This window comes from Flavobacterium sediminis (assembly GCF_003148385.1).
Taxonomy (GTDB): Bacteria; Bacteroidota; Bacteroidia; order Flavobacteriales; family Flavobacteriaceae; genus Flavobacterium; species Flavobacterium sediminis.
Genome location: NZ_CP029463.1, coordinates 1,842,136 through 1,858,392 on the forward strand (window position 1 = coordinate 1,842,136; position 16,257 = coordinate 1,858,392).

Consider the following 16,257-nt stretch of genomic DNA (forward strand, 5'->3'; position numbering starts at 1 on the left):
TTTTTTTTGCGACGAATGAAGTTTTTGGGAAAGGTTTTGACTGTTTTTGCTCTCTTAAAGGTTGAAACGTTTGTTTGTGAACAGAATTACCTAAAAAAATGGTTGTTCATCTCCATTTTAGCTTGTCTGAGTATTGAATATCGTTTATGATGAGATTGGTTGAATTGAGGAAATAAGTTGAGATGTGGAAAAAGGCTGAAATTAAAGTTTCTTGATCACATAGGTTACAACTCCCCAAATAAGCAGTTCACTCTCTTTCGAAACTTCAATGGGAGCATAGGCTTCATTTTCTGGTAGAAGAATTACTTTGTCTTTGTCTTTTTTAATGCGTTTTACAGTGAATTCGCCATCAATGTAACAAATAGCAATAACATTATCACTGGCTTCCAAACTTCGGTCAATGATCAACAGGTCTCCGTCTTCTATTCCGGCATTGATCATAGAATTACCGCTTGCCCGGGCATAGAAAGTAGTTTCACTGTTTTTTACCAGGTATTGATCCAGACTGATGCGTTGCTCTTCAAAATCAGAAGCAGGTGAAGGAAATCCGGCTTTGATTCCTTCACTAATCATAACTACATTTTTAGGTTTAGAAAAATCGGGTTTAAAGAAATGGAGTTTTTTGTTTAACATTTTACAGTAAGGATCTCGTTTATTTTAGTGGTGTATTGATTGGACAAGTGATTTTGTTTCATCTTCCAGGTCCGTTTCAGGTCCTGTGAACCTAGTCGTATTTTACGCCCCCATTTTTTATTGCATGTATCAATAGCATGCATCAGATGTTGATGCTTAGGGTTTTCGTTTTCAAAAATGGAAAGTTGAACCTCTTCGCTTTTGACGATTTGAGTTACAATAACTCCCGCTTTTTTATAAACGGAACCTTCCTCATAAAGGTCATTCAGCATTTTTAAAGCAATAGTATTAATTGTTAAGGTCGAATTTGACGCAAAAGGTAATGTATAGAATGAAGTATAGTTATACCTAGTGTTTTTTGGGTCATAGCTGTCTTTTCTCAGGTATAGAATAATACCGTTACACAAGGTGTTTTGCTTGCGAAGTTTTTCGGCACAAACAGAAGTAAAAGTTGTGATGCGTTCCTTTAGCTCCTTAAGATCACTGATGCTATGTTCAAAACTTCGGGTTATGGCAATTGACTTTTTTTCATTGGAGTCGTTTGATTCGATAGCGGGTGTGCCTTCCAGTTCCATTTTCAAACGAAGTCCGGTTATTCCCATTAATGTTTTGATGGTGTTTTCATGTTCGGGTAACGTAAAATCATAAGCTGTTTTAATATTTTTGGCTCTAAATTTTTTGCTCAACCGAAAACCGATTCCCCAAACATCTTCAATTGCCAACCATTTTAGTGTTTTTAGGCGTTTTTCTTCTGAATCTATTACGTGGACACCGTTAGTTCTTTCCGGAAATTTTTTAGCGATTCGGTTTGCGGCTTTGGCTAAGGTTTTGGTAGGCGCAATACCAACACAAACAGGAAGACTGAGGCATTTCTTGATATAGTTTTTTATATCCTGACCATAGCTATAGTAATGGTCAATTTTTACGGTTTTAAAATTTAAAAAGGCTTCGTCAATACTATAAATCTCTACGTCGGGCGTAAAGTGATGCAATAAATTCATAACCCGGCTGCTCATATCTCCGTAAAGCGGGTAATTTGAAGAGAAAACCTTAACGTTGTGCTCTGCCAAAAGTTTTTTGAATTTGAATTCGGGTGCAGCCATAGGAATTCCTAATCGTTTTGCTTCTTCACTTCTCGAAATGATACAACCATCATTGTTGCTCAATACCACAATCGGTTGGTTTTGGTATTGCGGTTGGAATATCCTTTCACAGGAAGCGTAAAAATTATTACAATCGACTAAGGCAAACATGTTTTTAGTAAATTAAAACCAAACGGATCTGTTGTTCCAAAATAAAGCGATGAATAATCCGAAATAAGCGATGCTTACTACAAATTTCATGAAAGTTCCTGCCAGAAAGCCTAAAAAAGAACCGGTAGCGGCCTTAAAAGCTCTGTTGACATTTTGTTTGTCAAATAAAAGTTCACCGGCTAATGCTCCAACGAACGGACCTATAATGAAACCGAAAGGAATAGGTAAAATCAACCCTAAGATCAATCCGATGTTGGTTCCCCAAATCCCGTATTTACTTCCTCCGAAGCGTTTCGTTCCTTGTGCCGGAATCACATAATCTAAGATAACAATAAGTACAGCAATGGCAAGTGTAATACCTAATATCCAGTAATTATTTTCTATTTTCGGGCTCAGATAAAGTAATAAAAGCCCGATCCAACTGATAGGTGGTCCGGGTAAAGCAGGTAATAAACTACCGGCAATTCCTATTAACATACAACAAAATCCGACGATTAGGAGAAAGTATTCCATTAATATTATTATTTTTGACAGTCTTAACAGTAACAAAGTTAGTGCATAAATGAACAAAATTCTAATTTTATTTTTAGTGATGCTTTTAACTTCCTGCCAACTTTTTGATAAAAAAGTGCCGGATGAAAAAGAGTTGTTGCAGCAGGAATTGCAAAAAATAAATTGGAATCAAGTCGATCAATACCCTTCCGTAGCTTCGTGTGATACTATTTTAGACAAAGAAACTCAAAAACAATGTTTGTTTGATTTTCTTATCGAAACGATCCAGAATCGAATAGGTATTGATACAATTCATATTTTATACCCTGAACTGGATACGATTTCGGTTAAGGTAACCATAAACCCCGATGCTACCTTACAATTTCAGACAGAGATACCGCAGGATTCAATTTCATATGATATTAAGGTTATTGACAGTATTTTGCAAAACCGACTTTCTGACTTCCCGACTGTTGAGCCGGCAATCAAACAAGGAATAAAAGTAAAATCTCAATTTGTACTTCCGGTAATCTTAAATGTGACAGAGTAATTATTTTTGGAATACTCTTCCTTTCCATTGGTAGGATCCTAACAAACTGTAAACAGCAACGGCAAAATTAAAGAACGGATGCAACAGAGAAGTCAGTAACAGTCCGTTTAATCCGGAATGAAAATGTCGGGCGGAAAGTATTAACAGTACCAGATCGACTAAAAATTTCACGCCAAAAAACAGCATAAAATAATTCTGATCCATAAAACCGGAAAGCCATAAAATTAAAGCAGAAAGTAAGGCTAAATGAGTCAGGAAGACTACTAAAGCTAAAAATTTCCCGAATTTTGACGAATAGCCCGGACTCTTAGCGGCCCATCGGACTCTCTGATAAAACAAAGCTTTCCACGAGTCTAAACTTTGGGTAGCAACAATGCTGTTTTCGTGCATACAGAAACCCACTTTCTTTTTGTCTTTTTTTACCGCTTTTTGTAATAAAAACACATCATCGCCGCTAGCGATATTTTCATTGCCTTCAAAACCGTTCAGGTCAAAGAAAAAATCTTTTTTGTAGGCAAAATTGGCACCATTACACATAAACGGACCAAATACACCGAAACTACCGATAGTAGCTCCTTGCAAACTTAGCAGATCTAAATTCTGAAAAGCATGTAAAAAGCCCTTTTTAGGAATATAACAAACTCCGGCAGCAATCATTTTTCTATCGGTTTGCTGAATGTAATTGTCATAAACCTTCAACCAGTTAAAATGAACAACACAATCAGCATCCGTAGTAATGATCCATTCGTATTTAGCAGATGTAATAGCTGTATTAATAGCATCTTTCTTAGGTGAAAGTGTTTTGCGTTTACTCGGAATGATCTTCAGGTCAATAGTTGTTGGCGGAAGTATAAAATTATCATCAGAAGCATCGTCAACTAAAAGAACTTCAAACTGATCTTTAGGATAATCTAACGCTTCGAGAGAGGCTAAGAGCAAAGGTAAATTTTGAGCCTCATTACGGAAAGGAACTACAATGCTGAAACGGGTTTGAGGAATGGCATTGTGAAAGTGAATAGGCTTCATCTTAGTGAATCCTAAAATCAAGACACTTATGCTTACTACATAAATGCCTAAAACAATAAATAAAAGTATCATACTTGTTTCGGTTTGGGTTTGAACCGTAAAACAAAATAGCTTCCCCAGATAACCGGAAAAACTAAGTTAAAAATCCACATCAGCAAAGTTACGGAAATAATTTTCTCACTTTCGATATTTAAAGTATTAAAAAGGTAAATAGCAACACTTCCCTTTACAGCAACATCCATAAGGTGAATACTCGGGATAACCGATGCCAGAAAATACATGGAAAATATAGTGATTAGTGCTGTTGGATAATCAATTTTGGTATGAAAAATAAAAAGACAAAAGAAAAACTGATGTGAAAAAACAAGATAACGCAATAAAGAAAAAATAAAAGTTTTTAGTCGGATTTCAGAGGGAAGAGCGTTGAATTTCTGAAGTAATTTTTCAATCGAAAAACCATAAATTTCCATTTTCCGTCCATAAATAAAGAAAAGAACCAAAAGTACAATGGAGACCAATAAAATAATAAGGTTATTGATCTTGAACGAAAATTGAAAGATCGGGTTGTTCTTATCGTGTAAGAAGAATAAAAAAAGCAAACCGATGGTTCCAAACAAGGTAGTAACCAGCATTTGACTACTGTTATGGATAAAGTTCAGAAAGACAATTTTTTTGACCTTTTCTTTTGGAAAATACAAGGCTTTTGCACCATATTCTCCGATTCGGTTAGGGGTAAATACAGAAGCAGTAAGTGAACCTAAAGTCTGATAGACTGATTCTTTAAAAGAAATCGTTTTAAAACTGCTTACTAAGGTTTTCCATTTTAGAATTTCTAAGGACCAATTGGCTAAAGAAAAAAGGAAAAGGATAGCAATTGCAGGAACGTTTAAAAAGTGAATCAACTGTTTTAGGGTGATTTCTTTTTCAGTTTGCAATCTGTTGTAAATGTAAAAAAAGGCCAGACTCACAATCAAAACTTTGGCGAGAACTAACAAGAATTGTTTAGCTTTGTGAGAAATAACAATCATGTTGCAAAGTAACATAAAACTTTGAACATGAAACCTTAAACGCAAAACAAAACTTTTGGCAAACGAACGAATCATATTAGGGATCGATCCGGGAACAACTATTATGGGTTTCGGACTCATTAAAGTAGTCAATAAAAAAATGGAATTTGTCCAGTTAAACGAATTACAATTGGGCAAATTAGACGACCATTACGTAAAACTGAAACGTATCTTTGAGCGCACTATAGAGCTGATCGATACCTATCACCCGGATGAAATTGCTATTGAAGCGCCTTTCTTTGGTAAAAATGTGCAATCGATGTTAAAACTGGGAAGAGCACAAGGAGTTGCCATGGCAGCCGGTTTATCGCGTCAGATTCCTATTACCGAATACGAACCTAAGAAAATTAAAATGGCCATAACCGGAAACGGTAATGCCAGTAAAGAACAAGTTGCCAAAATGTTACAACAATTATTAGGACTAAAAACGTTGCCTAAGAACTTAGATTCAACTGATGGTTTAGCAGCAGCAGTTTGTCATTTTTTTAATTCAGGCAAAACCCAAGTAGGGAAAAGTTATTCCGGTTGGGATGCTTTTGTGAAGCAAAATGAGAATCGTATCAAGAAATAGTTTTTAGATTTAGTAATAGCAACTGCAATCATAACGTTACACTAAATATGTCAGGCATCTACATTCATATCCCTTTTTGCAAACAGGCTTGCCATTATTGCGATTTCCATTTTTCTACATCCTTGAAGAAAAAAGAGGAAATGGTTTTGGCTTTAGCCAAAGAAATCCAAATGCGAAAAAATGAACCGGGAAATGAAAAAGTAGAAACTATTTATTTTGGTGGCGGGACGCCAAGCATACTTTCTGTTACAGAAATTCAGTTTCTGATTGATACAGTATATGAAAATTTCGAAGTAGTTGAAAACCCTGAAATTACGTTAGAGGCTAATCCTGATGATTTGAGCTTTCAATCCGATGAGGGAAACGTAAGTTCAGCAAAGCATCCCATAAAGGATCTAAAAGAAATAGGGATTAATCGCCTTTCTATCGGAATCCAGTCTTTTTTTGAAGAAGACTTAAAACTGATGAATCGGGCACATAATGCTGAAGAAGCTAAAAAATGTCTGGAAACTGCTACCCAATATTTTGATAATATTACAATCGATTTGATTTATGGTATTCCGGGGATGACAAATGAGCGTTGGCTGGAAAATATTGAAACCGCTTTGTCTTTCGGGATCCCTCATATTTCGAGTTATGCCTTAACGGTAGAGCCTAAAACAGCTTTAGATTCCTTTATCAAAAAAGGAACAATTCAAGCTCCTAAAGATGAGGTAGCTAACGAGCACTTTCATTTGCTGGTCAATCGACTGCAAGAAGCCGGATTTATACATTATGAACTGTCGAATTTTGGAAAACCGAATTATTTTTCCAAAAATAATTCAGCTTATTGGTTAGGTAAAAAATATATCGGTATCGGCCCGTCAGCACATAGTTATGACGGAAGAAACAGAAGTTGGAATCTTGCCAATAATACACTTTATATCAAGTTCATTCAGGAAAATAAACGACCTTCTGAGGCGGAAACACTTTCAACAATTGACCGTTATAACGAATATATTATGACCGGACTACGAACCATTTGGGGCGTTTCATTGGAACGAGTAGAGCGTGAATTCGGAACAAAATTTTCAGAGTACCTTAACCGGCAAAGTCAGAAATTCATTGAGCAGGGATATTTGGAGATTGTCATTCCCGGCGAGGCGGGAAAGATTTTAAAAACGACCCCAAAAGGTAAATTTCTGACAGACGGGATAGCGAGTGATTTGTTTTTGCTAAATTTGGAATAAAAATAATTCCAATTGAAAGCAGTCTTAGAGTATAAAGGTCAAAATTTTACAGTTGATTTATCAAAACCGATAGATATTTCGTTACCTGTAACGAATGATGATAAAAATCCTATTGCCTGGTACCAGAAAGAGCCGGAAATAGAACCCGTTAAAATGGGTGATTGGATAGGGAAAGTTTCCGAAGGAAAATCGTCAACTAATTTCAATAATATTTTCTTTAATCCGCATGCGCACGGAACACATACAGAATGTTTAGGTCATATAACCAATGATTTTTATAGTGTTAATCAGTCCTTACAACAGTTTTTCTTTCTGGCAGAACTGATTTCAGTTGAGCCGATTTCTGTAGGTGAAGATTTAGTGATAACGAAAGGACAGATAGAATCTTCTATTGTCACTCCGGGCGGAGTCGAGAAGTCGCTTCATCAAATTGAAGCTCTAATCATCAGAACGTTGCCTAATTTAGCAGAGAAAAGACATAAAAACTATTCTAATTCAAATCCACCTTATTTGTCAGAGAAAGCCGCGGCTTACATTAGAGAAATGAATATCAAACATTTATTGATTGATTTACCAAGTGTAGATAAGGAGCATGATGAAGGAAAGTTATTGGCGCATAAAGCTTTTTGGAATGTAACAGACGTACATCATTTGAATAACGATGCCCGATTAGATTGTACCATTACTGAAATGATTTTCGTTGATAATACAATTAAAGACGGAACCTATTTACTCAATTTACAAATTGCTTCATTTGAAAATGATGCCAGTCCCGGAAAACCGATTTTGTATAAAATTGAGTAACAATAGGATGAGGTAAAAGACTAATAATCAAAAATTAATGGATGAAAAGGATCTTACAACTTGAAGAGTTAGCCTTGTTTATAGCGGGATTTATAGCCTTTTATCAACTTAATGTTCCTGTTTGGTGGTTCTTTGTGTTGATACTAGTACCTGATGTCGGAATGATAGGCTATAGTATAAACAATAAAACAGGAGCATTTGTATATAATGTTTTTCATCATAAAGGATTGGCATTAGGAATTTATGGATTGGGACTATATTTTCATTCAGAAATAGTACAGATTATTGGAATTATCTTGTTTTCCCATGCTTCAATGGATCGAGTTTTCGGGTATGGGTTGAAATATATAAAAGGTTTTAAATTTACACATTTAGATAATATAGGAAAGTAATGAATATTCAGCAATTATATGAGTTGTGTTTGTCAAAGAAAGGGGTAACCGAGCATTTCCCTTTTGATGAGGATACCTTAGTCTTCAAGGTAGGAGGAAAAATGTTCTGTTTAACATCGTTAGCCGGTTGGGAAAACGGGAAACCATCCCTGAATTTAAAATGCGATCCTGAAGAGGCTTTAGAATTGAGAGCTCGTTATCAGGGGGTTCAGCCCGGATATCACATGAGTAAAAAACATTGGAATACGGTTTCGGTAAATCAAGATGTTGAGGATAAGGAAGTTGTAAAAATGTTGTGGCATTCGTACGATTTGGTTTTTTCGAGTTTGTCTAAAAAGTTGCAAACTGAAATTTCTCAATAAAACCGAGCTTTTTTTTGTAACAATTGTAACAGTAGGGATTGATATAAAGGTCTAACTTTAAATAACAAAACTAAAAAACATTGACATCATGACAACTACTGTAGTAATAGGAGGGAACTTTGCCGGAATGACAGCAGCCCTCGAGATTAAACGAAAAGGGAAAGAAGCTCACAAAGTCATTTTGATAGATAAATCACCATTATTTTTATTTATTCCTTCTCTTATCTGGGTACCATTCGGAAGAAGAGAAATTAAAGATATTTCTTTTAGAAAAGATGGAATTCTTCAAAAAAAAGGGGTTGATTTTATAAATGCAGAGGCATTAAAAGTCGATCCGAAAACACAAGTGGTTTATACTGATAAAGGGGAATTCAAATATGACCATTTGGTTATTGCGACAGGACCGAAAGTAAAATATGATGTAGCTCCCGGTGTAGCCGAGCATGCTTATTATGTAGGAACGCCAAACGGAGCAATGAAAATCCGTAAAGCATTAGAAGAATTTAAAAAAGATCCCGGACCAATTGTTGTCGGGGCGACCCAAAATGCAGGATGTATGGGGGCAGCTTACGAATTCTTATTCAATATTGAAAAATGGCTTAGAGATCAAAAAATCCGTAAAAAAGTGGATTTATACTGGATTACTCCGGAAGATTATTTAGGACACTTCGGAATTGACGGAATGCCTTTAGCAGAATCCATGTTAACCGGCTTTATGAAAATGTTCAATATTCATTTCAGAACGCAGGTAGGTGTTAAAGAAATGGAAAAAGACAAAGTGATTTTAACTAACGGAGAAGTGTTGCCAAGTAAATTTACAATGTTGATGCCGCCGTTTATAGGAGTGGATTTTGTGACCAATTCTCCGGAACTTCATGCAAATGCTGCCGGGTATGTCCCAGCAGGAGATGATTACAGACATCCGGATTATCCTAATATCTGGACTGCCGGAATCGCTGTAAATGTTCCGTTGCCTTTTACACCTAAAACAGTTCCTTTTGCAGCTCCGAAAACCGGTTATCCTTCTGATGAAACCGGAAAAGTTGTAGCCGAAAATATTATTCGGGTGACGAAAGGAGAAACCAAGTTAAAAGAAAAACCTTGGGGTAAAATTCCGGGCTTGTGTATTATGGATGCCGGAAAAAAAGAAGTAATTATTGTATCAGATAAACTTTTTAAACCAAGAAGTTTTGCTATTATGATTCCAAATGTGATTTATGATTTTAATAAAATATTATTTGAAAAATACTTTTTATGGAAAACCAAAAACGGGTATTCTTTTTTACCATAATTAAAAATAAAAAAGCGCCGTTCATCTGAACGGCGCTTTTTATATGAGATCTTTTTTCTTAGAAAGGTAAATCGTCGTGTTCTTCTTCATTGAAGTTTGTTGCCGGTTCAAAAGCATCAACAGGAGGCATGGTAGGCATCCCTTGAGCTGAAGCAGCCGGAGTTTCCGTTGCAACGCGTTCTATTCTCCAACCTTGGATAGAATTGAAATATTTAGTTTCACCTTGTGGATTAACCCATTCTCTACCTCTTAGGTTAATTGAAACTTTTACTAAATCACCGATGTTAAATTGATTTAGAATATCTGTCTTATCCTGAGTGAATTCAATCATGATATGTTGAGGATACTGCTCTTCAGTAGTCACAACTAATTCTCTTTTTTTAAAAGTGGCACTTATTTGTTGTACCGGATTAATTACTTTTACTTTCCCTGTTACTTCCATATATCTAAATAATTTATTTTTTTGCTAAAAGCACTTTCCATGCTTTCAGAACTTCATTTTCGTCTAATAATTTTTTTGCAAGCTGCATTTGTTTTAATTGATCGTCAGAACTTAAAGCAGCTTTTACCGAAAAATCCTCTTTTACAAAGATAGCAATTTCTTCTTCAGTTGGAATGGCTTCAATGTTACCTAATTTTCCCAGATCATTTCCGTTAAAAAAGTAGCTTTCTTTTATAAAGTCAGGAATGTTGTCAACGCCTATTCCTAAGGTTGTAAGGGGTTTTTCTACTTCAAACATTCCCATATTGGCTCTGGTGTACCAATTGCCTCCCATTCGAGCAACCAGATCAATTTTATGTTGATCTATTCCTCCGTTTTCATCTAAAACAGCTTCATCAATATGAATTTTAATCACTTCACAGATCACTAGATTTCCGGCGCCTCCTTCTTGACCTAAAGGAACGATCTCATTTACTTTGCATTCAAATTGAACCGGACTTTCAGCTACCCGGAATGGTTTTATAAGGTCTGAAGCTAACATAGTTAACCCAGATTTTTCAAATTCATTAACACCATCAGGATATTCTGTGCTGGAAAGAGACATTTGCTGTACAATATCGTAGTTTACAATATTGATTACAACTTCTTTTGTAGCTTCGCAGTTCGTTAAAGTGTGTTTTACCGTATTATTACGCACTCTTCTTGCCGGCGAAAAGACTAATATCGGCGGGTTAGAACTGAAAATATTAAAAAAGCTAAAAGGCGATAAATTAGGGTTCCATTAGGATCAACCGTACTGGCAAAAGCAATAGGTCTCGGTCCTACGGCTCCTTGCAAATAGCCTTGCAGTTTAGCCGGAGAAACTTCTTTAGGATTTATGGTCAGCATGTTTTTTAGTTTGGTACAAAGATAATTATTTAGGATAAACTTTTAGAAGGATTTGCTCCTGATGTTTCTGCTCTTTGTGGAGCAACCGGACGAAAGGCGTGACAGAGATAGAATAATAAACGCAGGAACTTGTACTTGTTTATGAAATTAGTATTTTTACTAACAAATAGCTATTATGTATTTCACCGACAAACGAAATATTACCCGTTGGTTTATTATCTCAGCCTCTTTTTTTATCGTAGTTCTTATCGTCTGGAATACGTATAATTTCTTTCAGATTTTTAAAAATGAAGAGCGAGTGCGAATGGAACTTTGGGCTACAGCTCAAAAGACGTTGGCAAATGCTAATGAATATACCGATGTGGAATTGCCTTTTCAGGTAATCAGTAAAAATAATACGATCCCTATGATCGTTACGGATACTACTAACAGAATTATCAATTTCGATAATATTGAACTTTCAGATTCTAATGATACAATTGCGTTGCAAGGATACCTTAATCAGATGAAATCGGAGAATCAGCCGATAAAAATGGAACTTTCCGCGCAGAATTATCAATTGGTGTATTATGGTAATTCACCTTTGTTGAATAAACTGAAATATTACCCGATAGCTTTATTACTGATCATTTTTTTGTTTGGAGCTGTGGTCTATAATTTTTACCGGGCGACTAAAATGGCGAGCCAAAACAAACTTTGGGCAGGTATGGCTAAAGAAACTGCTCATCAAATCGGAACCCCATTATCCTCTTTGATCGGTTGGGTTGAAATATTGAAAACGGAAAATGTAGATGAAGATATCGTTGATGAAATTGAAAAAGATGTCGGGCGTTTACAAACAATAACGGATCGTTTTTCAAAAATAGGAAGCGAGCCGATTTTAGAACGATTGGATGTTATTGCAGAAACTCAAATGTCATTTGAATATTTGAAGAGCAGAGCTTCCAAACAAGTGAAATTTAGCTTTGAGGCTCCCGATTATCCTGTTTTTGCCAATATTAATCCGGCACTACATAGCTGGACCATTGAAAATCTGGTTAAGAATGCTATAGATGCCATGAAAGGAAAAGGTGAACTTCATGTTGAAATAGAAGACTTGCCGAATCAGATTCACATAAAGGTTACAGATACGGGAAAAGGAATTCCTAAAAATCAATTTCAAAAGATATTTGAACCGGGTTTTACAACTAAAAAAAGAGGTTGGGGATTAGGATTGTCTCTTACGAAACGGATAGTGGAGGATTACCATAAAGGAAAAATAAAAGTAGTGCATTCAGAAATAGGAAAAGGAACGACAATACAGGTAAGTTTGACAAAGAGTCAGATACAGTAAATTAAAAAAGCCCTGCATAACATAAATGCAAGGCTTTTTTGATATGATATTCTTTCTCGTAGTTTATAGATTAGCACTTATTTTAGCAGCTAAATCTTCAAACTCTTCTTTTGTTAAATTCACTTTGCGTTGAAAACGCATATCATCCATGTCATGCAGAGGAATTAAATGAACGTGTACGTGCGGGACTTCCAGACCTACTACGGCAACTCCAATACGTTTACAAGGAATGGTTTTCTCAAGAGCTAAGGCAACTTTTCTGGAAAAAGCCATTAATCCCATATAATGTTCTTCTTCCATATCAAAAATCTTATCCACTTCTTGTTTCGGGATACATAAGGTATGCCCCTGAGTATTGGGATTGATATCTAAAAAAGCTAAATAATTGTCGTCTTCTGCAACTTTATAGCACGGAATTTCACCGTTTATTATTTTAGTAAATATAGAAGCCATGTTTATACCAGTTAATTAATCTCGTGTGATTTCTAAAATCTCAAATTTTAAAGCTCCGTTAGGAACCTGAACTTCAGCGACCTCTCCGACTTTTTTGCCTAACAGGCCTTTTCCGATAGGTGAAGTTACGGAAATTTTACCGGTTTTCAAATCGGCTTCACTCTCCGCTACTAAAGTATATTTCATTTCCATACCGTTAGCCTGATTTTTGATCTTAACGGTAGAAAGTACTAAAACTTTAGAAACATCCAGTTGAGATTCATCAATTAAGCGGGCATTCGCTAAAAGCTCCTCCATTTTGGCAATTTTCATTTCAAGTAACCCTTGTGCCTCTTTAGCGGCATCATATTCTGCATTTTCAGACAGGTCACCTTTATCTCGTGCTTCTGCAATAGCATCAGAAGCTTTTGGACGTTCCACGCTTTTCAAATATTCTAACTCGTCTCTTAATTTTTTTAATCCTTCTGCTGTATAATAAGATACTTTACTCATAACGTCATGTTTATATAAATAGAAAGAATCCATTGTGGGATTCCTTAACGCAAATATAGTGAATTTTTTAATATTAATGTTAATCTTAACGCAAGGCAAAAATATTTAATTTAAATTTGTTACATCAAAATGATTAATATTTTATTGTTTATGAAGAAGAGTGTGTTATTACTGTTTGCTGTTTTTTCTGTATTGTCTTGTACTAAAGACAGTTTTAATAATTCCAACCCCTATTTACCGAATTATGGTTTTTCTACAACACTGAATTTATCACTTCCGCAATATAATACCCTTTTATATCCGGCTAATGCAGTTTATGTCTTTACCGGTTCAGAAGGAGTTAGAGGAATTTTTGTATTTAATACCGGTTCCGGTTATGTAGCTTTTGATGCGGCATGTCCTAATCAGGAATTGAGCAGTTGCTCAACTATGAGCTTAGATGGTATTAAAGCTATTTGCCCTTGCGATGATGCCGAATATAGTTTATTTACAGGGCAATCACAAGGAAAAGAATATCCGATGAAACAATATAGAGTTGAAGTCCTAGATCAATATAGTCTAAGAGTTTATAATTAATAAAAAAAGGCTGTTAATTAAACAGCCTTTTTTGTATTAACTCTTAAAATTTAAGTGTAACACCCACTAATCCGTTGATTCCGGCTTGCGGGTAATAGCCGGTACCTTCAATGGTACTTACACTTCCCGGATTAGACCAGTCATCGTCATAAGTATAGAAGTAGCCGTTAGAGCTATATTTTGAATTCAATAGGTTATTAATAAGCGCTGTAAAAACAATTGATTTTAATCCTTTGTTTATTTTCCACTCATAAACAGCATTGAAATCAAGCGTTCCGTAAGCCTTCAACGCTGAAGCTTCAGAATCAATATTTCCCATATATTGTTTTCCTACATATTTACCTAAAAGGCTTAATTGTAAATTCTGAAGAGGTAAATAGTTCAGAGCTCCTGCGGATACGATTTTCGGAGAAAAAGCAATAGTGGTATTGCCTAAGTTTTTTAATTCGCCATCACGTTGGAAATAAAAATCAATATTTCTGTTATCGCTTAAAGTGGCATTTGCCTGAACATTGAATTTGTTAGTGATTTTTACTACGGACTCCACTTCAGCTCCTAAACGGTAACTTTTTCCTGAATTGGTAAAAATAGGCGAACCGGTGTCACTTAAAGCACCTGTCATAACTAACTGGTCAAGGTAGTACATGAAAAATCCATTGGCTGATAGTTTGAACTTAGAACTATTGTGTTTCCAGCCTAATTCAAAATCGTATAGGCGTTCCGGTTTGATGTTTTCATCTTCGTAATCACTTCTTCTGGGTTCTTTATTGGCTACTCCGGCAAAACCGTAGAAAGCATTTTTAGTGTTTAATTGGTAGTTTAAGCCAACTTTAGGGTTGAAGAAGTGAAATGTGTCATTAACATCTGCAAATTTATAAGAAGTAGCCTGATAACCCACGTAGCGGTATTGTAGGTCTATAAAAACATTTAATTTGTTAAATTGTTGTGAAGCTTTAGCGTAGAAATTGACATCGTCTTTGTTACCGTAATTGCTATAATAACGACCTAAATCAGGAATTTCATATTGAGTCCAGACAACATCTCCGTAATGTTTTCCTAGGTAACGATTCGCAGCTCCGCCAAGTAAAATATCCGTTTTAGCTGTTTTGTAATTAGCTGAAAAAGTAGCTCCGAAGAAGTCATTATCTAGCCATCTTTTTCGGATATAGTTCATTGAAGAGATGGTGTTCCCGTTTACAGTGATGTCATCTAATCCGAAGAAAGACAGGTAAGAATCGTCCTCAAATAAAATGTTGGAGTAGTAATAATTGTCTATGTATTCTTCGTAATACCCTTTTCCTTTCGTATAATGTAAGGCGGTATTAGAGGTCCAATTTTCAGTCCACTTTTCAGTCCAGTGTAATTGAAAGTGGTTTTGCCAATAATTATCTGTCTGGTCGTTGTAATATCCTGTAATTTCCCCGTTATCATTCATCATAATTCCGGAAACGTTAAATTTTCTGCCAAAATCAAAATTGGGATTAGTAGCACGCAACCCTTCCATTGCCGCAGTGTCCTGTCCCCACCAAGCTTGATAGGTTTTTTCTTTTCCGCCGAAAGCGATCAGTTTAATCAGAGTATTTTCTTTCACATAATTGGCATTGAAAAGGTAGCCGAACATATTAGAGGATCCACGATCTACATAACCGTCAGATTCAATTTGCGAGATACGTCCGTTCATTTCAAAATTGCCGTGTAGCCCTGTTCCGAACGACAAAGTGTGTTTTTGCGTGCCGAATGATCCTACTGAATTAGCGATCTCTGCATGTGCTTTTTCCTGATAACTTTTGGTTTGCATATTCAGACTGGCTCCGAAGGCTCCGGCTCCGTTTGTAGAAGTTCCGACACCTCTTTGTAGCTGAACACTTTCTAAAGAAGATGCAAAGTCAGGTAGGTCAACAAAAAAAGATCCTTGACTTTCGCTGTCGTTAAAAGGGATACCGTTAAGCGTTACATTGATCCGGGAACCGTCAGATCCGCGAACTCTCATAGCGGTGTAACCTACTCCGTTTCCGGCATCGGTAGTAGTAACTACCGACGGTAAATAATTTAATAAAATAGGAATGTCTTGTCCTAAGTTCTTTGATTCGATTTCTTCTTCAGAAACATTTGTAAAAGTAATCGGGTTTTTGTCTTTTGCTCTAACGGCTGATACCGTTACTTCTTTTAAATCGGTGACTTTTGTTGTGTCTTTTGCTCTTTCCTGTGAAAATGAAACAGAGTAAACAAGAACAGCAGTTAAACTCAAAAGAGTTTTCGGGTTTGTGACTTTGTGCTTGGCACTTTTTGTGAATAATAATTTCATCCGTAATTAAAATTTACGAATAAAAGGGGTAATTACTCTTAGGTTACTATTAAAAATTGATACTCTTGCTGGTTGCATAACGTGAAAAATGAGCTTGC

18 protein-coding genes and 1 pseudogene are annotated in these 16,257 nt (G+C 35.8%); 9 read left to right on the forward strand and 10 right to left on the reverse strand.

Features of this window, described 5'->3' with window-relative positions:
* Positions 1 to 201: 201 nt before the first annotated feature.
* From DI487_RS08565 to DI487_RS08575, 3 genes are read right to left on the reverse strand one after another with little or no spacing between them, the layout of a single operon-like run.
* Positions 202 to 573 carry a LexA family protein gene (locus DI487_RS08565; protein ID WP_245896319.1) on the reverse strand — a complete coding sequence of 124 codons (372 nt, stop codon included), beginning with the start codon at positions 571 to 573 and terminating at the stop codon, positions 202 to 204.
* A 53-nt stretch (positions 574 to 626) separates the two neighbouring features.
* A complete protein-coding gene (locus DI487_RS08570) occupies positions 627 to 1,886 on the reverse strand; it encodes a Y-family DNA polymerase (RefSeq protein WP_109569278.1) in 1,260 nt (419 codons plus the stop codon).
* A gap of 12 nt (positions 1,887 to 1,898) precedes the next feature.
* Positions 1,899 to 2,399 carry a DUF456 domain-containing protein gene (locus tag DI487_RS08575; protein WP_109569279.1) on the reverse strand — a complete coding sequence of 167 codons (501 nt, stop codon included), beginning with the start codon at positions 2,397 to 2,399 and terminating at the stop codon, positions 1,899 to 1,901.
* Positions 2,400 to 2,448: 49 nt separating this feature from the next.
* Here DI487_RS08575 and DI487_RS08580 point away from each other — a divergent pair, with 49 nt between their 5' ends.
* Positions 2,449 to 2,928, forward strand: coding sequence for a hypothetical protein (locus DI487_RS08580; RefSeq protein WP_109569280.1), 480 nt, complete (start codon positions 2,449 to 2,451; stop codon positions 2,926 to 2,928).
* On the opposite strand, the gene DI487_RS08585 is transcribed toward DI487_RS08580, so the two are convergent.
* The gene (locus tag DI487_RS08585; protein ID WP_109569281.1) at positions 2,929 to 4,026 is read right to left on the reverse strand and encodes a glycosyltransferase; all 1,098 of its coding nucleotides are present in this window, start codon (positions 4,024 to 4,026) and stop codon (positions 2,929 to 2,931) included.
* Entirely contained in the window at positions 4,023 to 4,982 is a 960-nt protein-coding gene (locus tag DI487_RS08590; RefSeq protein ID WP_170108188.1) for a lysylphosphatidylglycerol synthase domain-containing protein, read from the reverse strand. The genes DI487_RS08585 and DI487_RS08590 overlap by 4 nt, the downstream gene beginning before the upstream one ends.
* A gap of 55 nt (positions 4,983 to 5,037) precedes the next feature.
* On the opposite strand from DI487_RS08590, the gene ruvC reads away from it, so the two are divergent.
* The 6 genes from ruvC to DI487_RS08620 all read left to right on the forward strand — a co-directional run bounded on the left by ruvC (position 5,038) and on the right by DI487_RS08620 (position 9,670).
* On the forward strand, positions 5,038 to 5,592 hold the full coding sequence (gene ruvC / locus DI487_RS08595) for a crossover junction endodeoxyribonuclease RuvC (protein WP_109569283.1): 555 nt from the start codon (positions 5,038 to 5,040) through the stop codon (positions 5,590 to 5,592).
* A 47-nt stretch (positions 5,593 to 5,639) separates the two neighbouring features.
* On the forward strand, positions 5,640 to 6,821 hold the full coding sequence (gene hemW / locus DI487_RS08600) for a radical SAM family heme chaperone HemW (RefSeq protein ID WP_109569284.1): 1,182 nt from the start codon (positions 5,640 to 5,642) through the stop codon (positions 6,819 to 6,821).
* A 12-nt stretch (positions 6,822 to 6,833) separates the two neighbouring features.
* Positions 6,834 to 7,625 carry a cyclase family protein gene (locus tag DI487_RS08605; protein ID WP_109569285.1) on the forward strand — a complete coding sequence of 264 codons (792 nt, stop codon included), beginning with the start codon at positions 6,834 to 6,836 and terminating at the stop codon, positions 7,623 to 7,625.
* Between the two features lie 41 nt (positions 7,626 to 7,666).
* A complete protein-coding gene (locus DI487_RS08610) occupies positions 7,667 to 8,017 on the forward strand; it encodes a DUF4260 domain-containing protein (protein WP_109569286.1) in 351 nt (116 codons plus the stop codon).
* Positions 8,017 to 8,379 (forward strand): MmcQ/YjbR family DNA-binding protein, encoded by a 363-nt coding sequence (locus tag DI487_RS08615; protein WP_109569287.1) that lies wholly within the window; start codon positions 8,017 to 8,019, stop codon positions 8,377 to 8,379. Before DI487_RS08610 ends, DI487_RS08615 begins: the two co-directional genes overlap by 1 nt.
* Positions 8,380 to 8,467: 88 nt before the next feature.
* A complete protein-coding gene (locus DI487_RS08620) occupies positions 8,468 to 9,670 on the forward strand; it encodes an NAD(P)/FAD-dependent oxidoreductase (RefSeq protein WP_109569288.1) in 1,203 nt (400 codons plus the stop codon).
* A 58-nt stretch (positions 9,671 to 9,728) separates the two neighbouring features.
* On the opposite strand, the gene DI487_RS08625 is transcribed toward DI487_RS08620, so the two are convergent.
* Positions 9,729 to 10,112 (reverse strand): DUF3127 domain-containing protein, encoded by a 384-nt coding sequence (locus DI487_RS08625; protein ID WP_109569289.1) that lies wholly within the window; start codon positions 10,110 to 10,112, stop codon positions 9,729 to 9,731.
* A gap of 13 nt (positions 10,113 to 10,125) precedes the next feature.
* Positions 10,126 to 11,000, reverse strand: a pseudogene (locus tag DI487_RS08630) (flavin reductase family protein).
* A gap of 175 nt (positions 11,001 to 11,175) precedes the next feature.
* Here DI487_RS08630 and DI487_RS08635 point away from each other — a divergent pair.
* Positions 11,176 to 12,333, forward strand: a complete 1,158-nt coding sequence (locus tag DI487_RS08635) for a sensor histidine kinase (protein WP_109569290.1) — start codon at positions 11,176 to 11,178, stop codon at positions 12,331 to 12,333.
* Positions 12,334 to 12,396: 63 nt separating this feature from the next.
* Here DI487_RS08635 and DI487_RS08640 read toward each other — a convergent pair whose 3' ends face one another.
* Entirely contained in the window at positions 12,397 to 12,786 is a 390-nt protein-coding gene (locus DI487_RS08640) for an HIT family protein (protein ID WP_109569291.1), read from the reverse strand.
* A 15-nt stretch (positions 12,787 to 12,801) separates the two neighbouring features.
* A complete protein-coding gene (greA, locus tag DI487_RS08645) occupies positions 12,802 to 13,278 on the reverse strand; it encodes a transcription elongation factor GreA (protein ID WP_109570642.1) in 477 nt (158 codons plus the stop codon).
* Between the two features lie 150 nt (positions 13,279 to 13,428).
* On the opposite strand from greA, the gene DI487_RS08650 reads away from it, so the two are divergent.
* Positions 13,429 to 13,854, forward strand: a complete 426-nt coding sequence (locus DI487_RS08650; protein WP_109569292.1) for a Rieske (2Fe-2S) protein — start codon at positions 13,429 to 13,431, stop codon at positions 13,852 to 13,854.
* Between the two features lie 43 nt (positions 13,855 to 13,897).
* On the opposite strand, the gene DI487_RS08655 is transcribed toward DI487_RS08650, so the two are convergent.
* Entirely contained in the window at positions 13,898 to 16,159 is a 2,262-nt protein-coding gene (locus tag DI487_RS08655; RefSeq protein WP_109569293.1) for a TonB-dependent receptor, read from the reverse strand.
* Positions 16,160 to 16,257 lie beyond the last annotated feature (98 nt).